Here is a 12714-nt window from a genome sequence, read left to right on the forward strand (position 1 = left end):
GTTAGTAACTGTCGGATGGTTCATCAACCCGGCGAGCCTGCCGGTTGAGTCGGGGAATAGCACCGGCACGCTGTTGCTTTGCATCTGAGTGGTGTTCAGGCAGACCTGCCAGACGCTCAGCCAGTTGCCAGACCTTTGGAAAATCAAATACTTCGCGCAGCGTCAAAGCCTGTTGACTGCGATGACGGATACGTGAAACCAGGCGGGTGGCCTTGAGGGAATGTCCTCCGATAGCAAAAAAGTCGTCATTTCGACCGACCCTTTGCTGGCCTAGCAACTCGGCATACAGTTCACACAGCATCTGCTCTGTTGGGTTACGTGCAGGCTGATAATCACTTGCCAACTGCTCTGGTAACGCAGTGGTGGCCAGCGCTGTGCGATCCAGCTTGCCGTTTGTGGTCATTGGCAGTTGCGGTAACACCACAAATTGCTCGGGCACCATATACAAGGGCAAATGCTGGCTCAGATGCTCGCGCAATGACTCGGCGGACACCTCCTCCCCGTCTTGTCGGGAAGCAACAAAGGCCGTCAATCTGGCTTCTTGCTGCTGATGCATGACCAGCACGGCAGCCTGTGCGACCGCCGGGATGGCCAGCAAGGCACTTTCCACCTCTGCCGCTTCAATACGAAAGCCACGAATCTTCAGTTGGGTGTCCTGACGTCCCAGATACAGCAAATCCCCCGAGGGCAGCACTCTGACCAGGTCACCACTGCGGTAGAAGCGCCCGCTGATGGCGGGCAAAGACAACGGCACAAACTGCGCTTGCGTTTGTGATGGCCGGTTTAGATAGCCCAGCGCAACGCCATCCCCACCAATCAAGAGTTCAGCAGCCAGTTCGGTTGTTGCCGGCCCGTTTTGAACATCGGCCAGGTACAAACAGGTATTGTGGATGGGCTTGCCTATGGGTACTGGCCCTTGGGTCAGGTGTGCGTCAAGACGATAGACACAACAGCCCACCACAGTTTCTGTCGGCCCGTATTCGTTGTAGAAAGTGGCCTGGGGCGCCAACTGTCTGAGTGGTTGCACCTGACTGTAATCCAGCGCCTCTCCACCGATGACAACAGAAGCCAGTGCCTGGCATTGGCCGGGTAGTAAACGCTCAGCCAGCAATTGCAAATGCACAGGGGTAATTTTCAGTAGCAACGGATGTCGAGCTGCCATCACAGCTTCAGCCAAGGCCCCCAGTTCGTCCCGCTCAGACACCAGCTGCACACAACCGCCCAGGGTGAGTGGTAAAAACAGACTAGTGATAGTGGCGTCAAACCCAATCGAACTGTGTACACAGCTATCGATGCAACCGTGCCTTGCATATTCCTCACGAGCATAGCCAAGATAATTACGCAAACCGCCATGCGTAATCCTTACGCCTTTAGGCTGCCCGGTGGAGCCCGAGGTGTATATCAGATAACAAAGGTCTTGTGCTTGTATCTGCGGCAAGGAGGCTGACGAAGGCTCGGGTAATTGCGCTCCGACAAGGTCCAGATCACATCTCGGTACCTCGTCACCAAAGCGCTGGATACCAGTCTCACTTAACAGCAAAGCCGGCTTGGCGTCGCTGAGCATAAACTGCAAGCGCGCTGCAGGTAGACTGGGGTCAAGCGGCACATATGCCGCGCCACAGCGCATGACTGCCAGCAGTGCAACGATGAGCTCCCGGCGCCTTGAAATGCACACGCCGATATGGGTGCCCTTAGCAGCGAAACCATGTTGCTGCATCCAGGTCTGGAGCTGACCGACCAGATAGTCAACCCGACAAGCCAGTTCCTTGTAGGTCAGGTCCCCCATATCATCACGAATGGCTGGTTGATGGGGGAACGCGGCTGTCGCCTGCTCAAACCACTGCAAGCAGTGTTCTGCGTCATGCACTACCCTGCTCCCCTGCAGCACCTGAGGAAGTCCGGACGCCACCAAACAGGTAGTTGAATCTGCAGCACTGAATCGCGCCAGAATGTCTACCAGTTTATCGGCCAGGATATGAATATCACGCACGCAAGTGGTGTCATACACCAGGTTGAAACGCAGCTCTTGCCCCTGGCTGCCATCGTCTCCCACCACCAGAACCAGCGGGTAGTTTGTGCTCTCTTTGGCTTTGAGTAAGGTGTAATTCAGCTCCTGATCAACGGCTTTGGGTATGGGGTAGTTTTCAAACACCAGGATACTGTGAAACAAAGATTGCCGCGGATTTGCCGCACAGTGCTGCTGAATATCGGCTAATGAGTCATGAACATGGGGCTGACATGCCAGCATGCTTTGCTGAATATCGGTCAGCCAGTTTAATATGGGTTTACCGGGCTCAAAGGTCACGCTACAAGGCAGGGTATTGATAAACAATCCAAGCATTTCCTCGACCCTGGGCAGCTCGATATTCCGTCCTGAGTGGGTAACCCCAAAGATCACCTGGCGACTGCCACTGTATTCATGCAGTAGTGTTGCCCAAGCCGCCTGTACCAGCGTACTTAGAGTAAGGCGATGGCGGCGGGCAAAGCTTCGAAGATGGCTAAAGGCCTGACCTTTCAGGCAATGATGATGTTGCGCGAGCTCCCCTCTTAGCTCGGTTAATTTCTGTATATCCGCCAAAGGCAAAGTGGTGGGCTGACATCCTTTGCCTAACCAGGCTTCCCAGAAGGCCAAATCTGACTGACGGCCGTGCAACCATTTAAGGTAATCACCATACTGTGCAGTGGCCTCGACCCGGTCCGGCATGTCGGCATCTGCCATGCCACACAAGTGTCTAAATTCCGCCATCAGACGGGATAAGGACCAGCCGTCCAGAATGGCGTGATGATGGCTGACCAACAGCCAGTGCAACTGCGTATTGAGTTGAATATGGTAAATCCGCAGTAAAGCTGGCTTATGCATGGCAAAAGGTTGACTCAAATCGTCCGCCAGAAGCTTGTCCAGCGCAGCGTCAAGGTCTTGTACAGGCTGTGCCTGCCAGTCGAGATAGTGCCAGTCAAGCTCAGCTCTGGAGTTAATGACCTGCACGGGGCCTGAGGGTAAATCCAGCACAAAGGCGCTACGCAGAATGTCGTGACGGGCCACCAGCGAGTTAAATGCCTGGCGCATTCTGTCCGCCTGCCAGCGGCCATTAAGGGTATATACAATTTGTTCATGATAAACGCCGCTAGCGGGCGCATAGCGACTGTGAAACAGCATCCCTTCCTGCATCCACGACAAGGGCAGTATCTGGCTAAGCTCGGGGTAATCTTGTATTAACAGCGCCAGCTCGTCCTGTTCCAACGCCACCAGATCGAAGTCGGCCGGTACCGGCAATGGCGTATCACCGAGGGTAATTAACACCTTGATGTTATCCAGCATTCGCTCAGCAAGTTGTTGGGCCTGAATAGCAGGCAAGCAAGCCGGATTATACTGCCAGTGCAGGGTCAGTCCTTGCTCATCAAGCATGGCATCCACTTCCAGTTGATGAGCACGCTGAATCGCACTGTGATGGCGACCCGGTATTGGCGTATTGTGTGCGGCGATAAGAGGCAAGCTCAGATTCTGCTGTACACTCAAACGTCCCAGATAATTGAGACAAACCTCGACCGGCTGACCATCACGCAGCTGTTTATCTTTATGCAGGTATTTGAGACTGCCGTATCCCACCCCTTGGGCCGGAGTTTCACGTAAACGTTGTTTGGCTTCTCGCAATACCTGTAAAGGACTGCAGGGCCAGGGAAGTTCAAATAACACCGGAAACAGGGCAGTCAGCCATCCCACCAGACGTTGCGGGTTTACGGCCAGGCCCTCCGCCCGCCCATGGGTTTCCAGATTAAATCTTAGTGCTCCGCGCTGCTGCATCTGCATCAGCGTTATGGCCAATGCCCCACTGAGCACCTCATCAACCCGCGCATCTACGGGTTGTTGGGCCATGCTCAGCAACTTATCGCTCTGCTCCTTATCCAGGCGGATCTGCAAGCTGGCGCTTTGTCCGTAACTATGACTGTCTGTGCGGGCAAATAATGGGGGCAAACGCGTCGATGCTCGGTGATACCAAAGCGCCCTTTCCGCCTCGGCAACCTCACGTTGTTGCAAACAACTTACCCAATCTATTACTGACGGTACATCAGACAATGACTTATGCGGTTGCTGGTAATAATCAAGCAAATCCTCAATCAGCACCGTCCAGGACCAATTATCAATGATGCTGTGGTGGGCCACCAGCAACAGCCAGTCCTCAGCCTCTTTGGCCCGGATAATTCGCAGTGCCTTAAGCAAAGGGCCTTTGTCCAGCGCGAAGCCCTGCTGCTGTTCTAACAGTTCATTGAACCCTTCAGGGGAGGAAGGACAGTCGACCTGACTCAGCAAAACCTTTTGCCCTTGTGGTAACAGCCTGGGGTGCCCGTGTTCAGTCTGAAGATCAAAAATCTGGCGCAGGCCGGCATGCTGATTCAGTACCTGAGCAAATGCCCGCTCAAATCGCTGAACATCGAGGTTTTTATCCAGGCTGAACAACATTGCCTGGTTAAACTGCCAGTGCCCATGACCGCCGTGTTCAAACAGCCAGCTCTGCATGGGTGAGAGTCCGACATCTTTTTGGTTTTGCGGCACAATGGTCCGGGGAGTCAGAGGAATAAGGCAAAGGGCTATCTGTGCAATGGTCTGGCGCTGAAACACGTCTCTGGCCTGCAGTGCATACCCGGCTTCCCGGCAACGAAACACCAGTTGCAAGGCCAGAATAGAGTCTCCTCCCAGCTCGAAGAAGTTATCCTGCAGCCCGATTGCCTGGTTATCAAATAGTTGCTGACACTGACTGACTATCAGACATTGCTGGGTATTGAGACTGTCGTTTGCCGCCCCTTTGGTTTGCGGCAGTGGCATTTTCTCTAACACAACACGGTCGACCTTGCCGTTGGCTGTCAGCGGCAGCACAGGCAAAGCCAGCATCAGATTGGGCAGCATGTAATCCGGCAGGTGCATGCAAAGATGGTCACGCAGCATAGATTGCCACTGAGCCGGCTGTTCATGCAGTACCAGGTAGGCCACCAGTATCTGATGTTGGCCCTGCTGACGAATGCCAACACTGGCCTGATGCACCAGTGGAGACTGACAGGCAATGGCTTCAATTTCCCCCGGCTCAATACGAAAGCCTTTGAATTTAAGTTGTTCATCTATGCGGCCCAGATACAACAGGTTACCGTCATTCAAATACCTTACCCGGTCCCCGGTACGATAAAGCCGGGCTCCTTTTTCCTTCGCGGTAAAAGGGTCAGTGACAAAACGCGCATGGGTTAGATCGGGGCGGTTCAGATATCCTCGTGCCAGCCCGCTTCCGCCGATGTACAACTCGCCGTCCATACCTGGTGGCACGGGCTGCATAGCATTATCCAGCACATACAATTTGGTATTGGCAATAGGCCGGCCAATGGGCACCAGGCCACCTACATTATCCGGCCCTTGCCCGAACTGATAGACACAGCAGCCCACCGTGGCTTCTGTCGGGCCATATTCGTTATACAAAACGGCATCAGGCAACAGCGCTTGCAGGCGGCTGGCATTCTCGTACTTTAGTGCTTCCCCACCAATTACGAAGTGGCAATGCTGCAGGTGCTGCCTTTGTTGCAGGCCTTGCAGCAGTTCCAGATGCGCCGGAGTCAGTTTGAGAAAGTCCTGATCAGTACCTATGGTCAGTGTTTCCAGCAGTTCCTGAGCATCGGCATCCGGGGCCAGTAAATGTAAGGTGGCACCACGCAGCAGCGGAACAAACAAACTGGTGACAGAGGCATCAAAGCTGACAGACAAATGCATCAGGGTGTCAGCACCCTGCTGGCCATACTGATGCTGGGCGTGGTACAGATAATTACTCAGTGCGCCATGCTCGATCATCACCCCTTTAGGCACTCCGGTTGAGCCGGATGTGTAGATCACATAAGCCAATTGTGACGCTGGCAAGGGTAAAGCACTCGTTGCCATATCCACTGACTGCCAGTGATTGCTGTCCAGGTTAAGCAGGCTTGGCGCCTTGCCAGCTGCCGCATAGGCGGTACAGGCCAGCTCCCGGGTCTGCTCATTGCAAATAACCCCGCAAACGCTGGCATCTTTGAGCATAAAGGCTATTCTGCCGGCAGGCAGTGCCGGGTCCACTGGCAAGTAAGCGCCTCCGGCTTTGAACACTGCCAGTACACTTAGTGGTAGTGCCAATCCTCTGGGTAACAATATGGCAACCAGCGATTCCGGCTGTACTTGCCACAAGCGCTGCAGATGCGCAGCCAATTGGCCACTTTGCCTGTCCAATTGTTGGTAGCTTGTCGAGGTATCCCCCATTTTCAGCGCTGTAGCATCACCTCTAGTGTTAACCACCTTACTGAACTGAGTGAGTACATCTTTACCCATAGGCTTTGCAGGACCACAAGCCCAGCGTGCCAGCAACGCATCGGCATCGGCTTTTTGCCATAAGCCTAGCTGACTGACGAGCTGATTCGGGTAAGCCGCTCCCTGTGCAACAAAGTGCAACCAGCACTTGGCCAGGCTATCCACTGCCTGGGACGAAAAGGCGCTGAGGCGGTACTCAAAACGACAACTGATCCGGCCCTGTTTCTGGACAATAAACAGCGTTAAATCAAACTTAGCCGTATCATTGTCCAGTGTTTGTACCGGGTAAGGTGTTTCAAGTTCCTCACTCTGATAAACAAACATAATGTTGCAGGCAGCCAGATCATGGCCCTGCTGTCGACCCAATGCTTTGAGTAATTGCTGCAAAGGCCTGTCGGCGTGCCGCATAAGTTGCGGTAAGAGAGTTTTTAAACGGCCCACCACCTGACCTGTGCCGTCTTCATGTCCAATGTTTAGTCTGACAGGCAAGGTATTGATAAATAAGCCGATTGTATTTTCAAGACAAGATAGCGGGCGCCAGGATACCGGCGTTGTCACTAAAATATCCGTCTGGCCCGTCAACCTGTGCAAAAAGGCCATAAACAGCCCCAACCAGGTTTGCATGGGCGTACTTTGTTGCGAATCAGCAAGTTGCGCTACCGACCTACCTACTGATGAATCAATTTCACAGGTCACTACTGCGCCGGCACTGACCCCCTGTATCTGACTGCTGTCACTGTTGCGGCCTGCAAAAGGCAACGACAAGGCCTGAGGCGGGTCTTTCAGTTGCTGTTGCCAGAATGCCTGACTTTGCGGGTTAACGGTCTGGCTCTGCTGCCAGCAGGCAAAGTCTATGTAGGCAGCATCCGGCAATTCCCCCTGTAGCTTAGCTGCCGCGGCATTGATAGCCTGATGCAGCTTCGTCAACGACTGCTCATCAATAAGAATATGGTGGATGCATAGCAGCAGGGCTAACCCTTCTGAATGAGTCTGATAAAGGGTTAACCGGTAAGGCTGGCTATCAGTAAGGGCAATGGGGATTTTTGCCTGTGCGCGGGCCTGGGTTAAAACCTCCGCCAATGTTGCATAGCCATACTCAACATCCTGCTCTGTTAGCAGCCCGCCAGGGACGGATTGCAAAGACTGTTGTGGCCTGCCGTCTTCGAAACGAAAATGCAGGCGAAAGATGTCATGGATGGATAACACCTGATTAATGGCCTGAATAAGCACCAATAGCGGGTAACGCTGACCAACCAGGCAAAGCTGACAGATATTGTAATGACTACTCTGCTCCTGCAGATGGCAGTCCAGCCAGATGGGTAACTGTGAGTCGCTCAGATTAACCCATTCACCAGCCCTTGTGGGAGTCGGCCAGGGCCGCTCGGTGCGGATAGGCTGCGGGCTTGCCAATGGTTTGCAGCGTAAAGCAATATGTTGAAGTTGAGGGGATTCAAAGAATGCCTCGACAGGAAGTTCCAGCCCATACTGTTTAGCCAGCCGGGCCGACACTTGTACAGCCAGCAATGAATGCCCCCCTTGGGCAAAAAACGAGCGCTGTAAATCCAGTACTTTGCCACCCAACAGTTCCTGACAAACCGCCAGCAGGGCAATTTCTTCTTTGCTAATGGCCGGCGATACAGTCAGATTATCGGGGCCCGCACCGGGCTGGGGTAAGGCAGCACGATCAATTTTGTTATTGGGTAGCCGGGGAAATCCATCCATGATCAGTATGTGATTGGGCATAGCATGATCTGGCAGTTGCCTCATCAGCAATGACTGCAGTTCGTCCCGAGGGAAGGATGCGGGGGTGGATGCGACCACATAAAGGAGAATCTGTGCCTGCGCTGCGCTTCCTTGTATCAGCGCCAGCACATCCAAAACCTGCGGGTGGCGCCTGGCCAACTGCTCAATTTCACTCAGCTCAAGACGAAAGCCACGAATCTTAACCTGGTGATCAACCCGCCCCAGAAACTCCAGATTTCCGTCCGCCAGATAACGCACTAAATCGCCACTGCGATAGACAAGATGGCTGCCCAGCTCGCCCAGTTCAACCTGAACAAAGCGTTCGGACGTAGCATCGGGCCGATTAAGATAGCCCATGGCCAGCCCTACACCACTGATACACAGCTCGCCGATGGCGCCTATGGCACAAGGTTGCAAATGGCTGTCCAGCACCCAGCATTGGGTGTTGGACAGCGGGCGACCAATATGGGCTTTTGCACAGCCCGGCATCAACCGGGCGTTGGTGGCACTGACGGTGGTTTCGGTCGGCCCGTAAGAATTGATAAAGACCCGCCCGCTTGCCCATTGCTCCACCAATTCCGGGGTGCAGGCCTCACCAGCGACAATCAGCACCTTGACGCCGGTCAGGCTTTCTTTGGGCATAACAGCGAGGGCTGACGCGGGTAACGTAAGGTGCGTGATCTGTTGTTTTTCCACCACCCTGGCCAGCCCCAGCCCTGGCATTAACGCCAGTCGCTCATCTAATACCAATGCCGCGCCGCTGATGAGGGTAACGACAATCTCCCACACAGACGTATCAAAACTAAATGAGGCAAATTGCAACACCCGGCTGTCTGGCTTGACCTGCAACAACTCAATTTCATCCTCGGCCAGGTTGCAGACGCCCTGATGGGCAATCGCCACACCTTTGGGTTTACCGGTCGAGCCAGAGGTATAAATGATGTAAGCCATGCACTGAGCCAGTACCTCCACCTGCGGAGGTTCATCACTCTGCTGGCCAAGACTAGCCCAGTAACTGTTCAGCTCCAGCAGTTCCACACCCGCCGTCTGATATGCGCTCAGGTATTGCGCCTCAGTGATCAGCAGTCGCGCACCACTGTCGCTCAGCATATATTCGCGCCGCATTAAGGGATAATCCGGATCTACCGGCACGTATACAGCACCGGCTTTAAGCACGGCCAGAAAAGACACCACCAGCGGTATGCCGCGCGCCAGACTGATGGCTACCGGGTCACCTTTACCGACGCCTTTGGCGATCAACACATGCGCCAGTTGGTTGGCGGTGCGTTCCAGGTCCTGATAATTCATTTGCTCTTGTTGAAAAACCAGAGCCGTATTGGTCGGCGTTTTTAGTGCCTGTCGGCGAATCAGCTCATGAATTCCACAATTGTCAGTGAATGGCCGGGCCGTCTGATTCCAGGCCAGAATTTGCTGACGTTGCGCAACTGACAGCAGTTTAAGTGAACTGACTGGTTGCTGAGGATCGCTACTGAGCTGCGCTAGCAAATACGCAAAACTATCGGTTAGCCGCTGTATAGTCTTTTCACAGAAGAGCGAATTGGCATATTCCAGCTCTCCTTCCAGTCCCCAGTCTTCGTCCCAAAGTTGCAGGGTCAGATCATATTTTGCGGTACCATTATCCAACTGTCTCGGCCTTGCCAGCACCGCATTAGGCAGAATCTGTTCATTTGCCTCTTGTTGTTGCATGGCAAACATCACCTGAAACAGTGGCGACAAATTGGCCGCTCTGGAGGGGTTTAACGCCTGAACCAGCTCATCAAATGGCAACTGCTGGTGATATAGATTCTGACTGCTTTGGCGGTGAATCTGTTGCGCAAACTGGGCGAAACTGTTGTGCGGCTCAAGACTGGAGCGATAGCAGAGTAAATTGACATAGAAGCCAATGCGCTGCTCACTGCCAGGCTGATTGCGGTTGGCGACCGGTACACCAATCACTTGATCCTGCTGACCATTGTAGTGATTCAGCAGCACTTTAAACGCAGCCAGATAAAAGGAAAACACCGACACATTGAGACGCCGGGCCTGCATGGCACAGCCCTGTGCCAGGGCTTTGGGTAAGGTAAAACGCAGGCGATGCCCCTGATATTGCCACTGAGCCGGCCTGGCATAATCACCTGGCAAGCTGGTAACAGGGGGCGCATCCTGCATCAATGCCTGCCAGTAAGCCAGGCTTGCTGCCTGTTCAACCTTGGGCCAGGCGGTTGCGTTACTTGTTATTGTGTGTGGCACCGACTTGCCACTCAGACACTGCTTATAAGCATCAAGCCATTGTTGCCAGAACAGGTCAAAAGACCAGCCGTCAGCAATACTGTGGTGTAAACAGATATACAGCCGATATTCAGCATCACTAACCTTAAGCAGCGCTGCACACCATAAGGCTTGACCATCCAGATGAAATGGCTGCCTTGCCGCGGCTTCCATCCACTGCCGTGCAGCGTCGCTGGCGTTCACTTCGTCGCTCAGGTCGACAAAGTTCAAGTCTGGCTCTGACGCCAGAGGCAGCGGCATAAACTCACCGTCTTGCAGGATAACTCCGGTTCTCAGTGCTGGCTGAGACGCCACCACTACATGCAATGCTTTTTGCAGTGCTTTAACATCCAGGTAACCCTGCCAACAACTTTCATAGGCCATGTTATACAAGGCACTGTCAGGATGACGATGCTGGAAGAAACACAACCGTCGTTGATCCGGCGTAAGTCCCTCTGATGCGGCTGATGGCGTGCTATCAGCCTGATTATCATGTGGCTTAGTCAGATAAGCTGCCAGTTCGGCAATAGTTGGGTAGGCAAACAACGTGGCAGGATTTAAAACGACAGCGAATTCGCTTTGCACCAGACTGTTAAGCTTCAAGCCTTGCAGCGAACGGCCACCTAATTGAAAAAAATTATCGTGGCGTCCAATGCTGTCCATATTCAGCACCTGTTGCCAGCATTTCGCCAACATTATTTCCCACTTTCCCTGCGGGGCTTCAAACTCAGCATCCAAAGCATTGGGCCGCCCCGACGGTGGCATAGGTAAGCTGCGACGGTCCACCTTGCCGTTGGGTAGAAGGGGGAATGACTGAAGTTGAATAAAATGTGCCGGTATCATATGGTCAGCCAGGCGAGCACGTAGGCTCTGAGCCAGGGCATGCGGCGCTATGCTTGTTGAGCTAATCACATAGGCAACCAGCATGGCCTCTTCGTCACCAACAGCTTTCACCACGGCAGCCTCAATCTCCTCGACAGCTTCAAGGGCCAGTTCCACCTCGCTGAGCTCCACGCGCTGTCCATGAATTTTGACCTGCAAGTCGATGCGCTCCATCAACTCCAGCTCACCGGATTCATTAACCTGTGCTAAGTCTCCGGTTCGGTATCCAGGCACGGACTCATCGCCTATTGCAAACCAGTCCACCAGGTCTTGCGGGGTTTTGCCCAGATATCCTGCCGACCTGTGCGGAGTTACAATGACGACTTCTCCTTGCCCACTTTGTTGCGCTTCACCGCGCTCATTCAGCAGTAAAAAACGCGCGCCGCTGATGGGTCGGCCAACCGGTATTCTTTTGCGCTCTGCGTCGGCATCTGACACCGGGTAAAAAAACTTGGCCAGGGTGGTTTCAGTTGGACCATACAGATTAGTCAGGCTGGCATTGGCAAAGCGCTTGTGCGCGAAAAAATGCTCCACCAGCCTGGGTTTCAGTGGTTCACCGGCCAGCAATACATGACGGAGCGTGGTATTGACCGGCTGCGTATTGGCGTTATCCAGCAGGATGGCAAACAGGGATGGCACATTATGATGCACCGTCACCCCGCTTTGCGCCAACCAGTCATTGGTGCGCTCTGGATCCAATCGAACACCGGGATCCGGCGGGATACACAATGTTGCACCATTGAAAAGCGGCAGCAGTACGTCCCTGAGGAAGGGATCAAAGGTTTGTGGTGTCAGCAGACTCACTTTGTCCTGCGCCTGAATCTGCAGATAGTCGCTTTCCCAATCGATAAAGGCACATAGCCCCTGGTGGCGGCCCAAAATTCCCTTGGGCACACCAGTGGAGCCCGAAGTGAAATACAAATAGCCAACCTCCGCTGACACTTTGGTCCCGGCCAGCTCGTCAATGGCTTGGTGCAGATTTGTATAAGTCTGCACTGGTTGTTGATCTTCCTCCAGCAGCAACACCGCTAAGGGTTGCTGAATGCGCTGCGCCAGTTGATCCAACTGGGCCAGCCAGTTGGCCGTGGTGATAATCAATATGGGCTTTGCCTGTGACAAAACCTGCTGTTGACGTGAAGGGTGCTGGAATGGATCCACAGGCGTAAACACACAGTGACTCTGACCAATCGCCAGCATGGCGCTGATGAGCTCCGGCTGAATCCCCAGATAAGTGCAAATAACGCCCCCGGAACAACAATGCCGGCTAATTTTGGTGCTCAACAAATCTGCCTGCTGCGCCAGTTGGGCATAACTCAGGTGATATTGGCCATATTCCATGGCAATGCGCTCAGGAAAGCGGTGTGCAGTTTGCAGGATGCGCGCAGCAAAGTTCATGTTTCCCTCTGAATCCTTAAGTTAGTGGCAGAACCAAAAAGCGATGTCGACGCGCCAAACTAGCATAGAAATTTGGCCTGTTTAGCCTTTGCGCAGAGATGCTGACAAAGGCG

The 12714-nt window shown here is 53.7% G+C and carries 1 protein-coding gene; it reads right to left on the reverse strand.

What is annotated here, in order from left to right; translation table 11 throughout:
- Position 1 precedes the first annotated feature (1 nt).
- Positions 2 to 12601, reverse strand: a complete 12600-nt coding sequence (locus tag ABD028_RS07355; RefSeq protein WP_343843588.1) for an amino acid adenylation domain-containing protein — start codon at positions 12599 to 12601, stop codon at positions 2 to 4.
- Positions 12602 to 12714 lie beyond the last annotated feature (113 nt).

The organism is Bowmanella denitrificans, from assembly GCF_039522935.1.
Taxonomy (GTDB): Bacteria; Pseudomonadota; Gammaproteobacteria; order Enterobacterales; family Alteromonadaceae; genus Bowmanella; species Bowmanella denitrificans.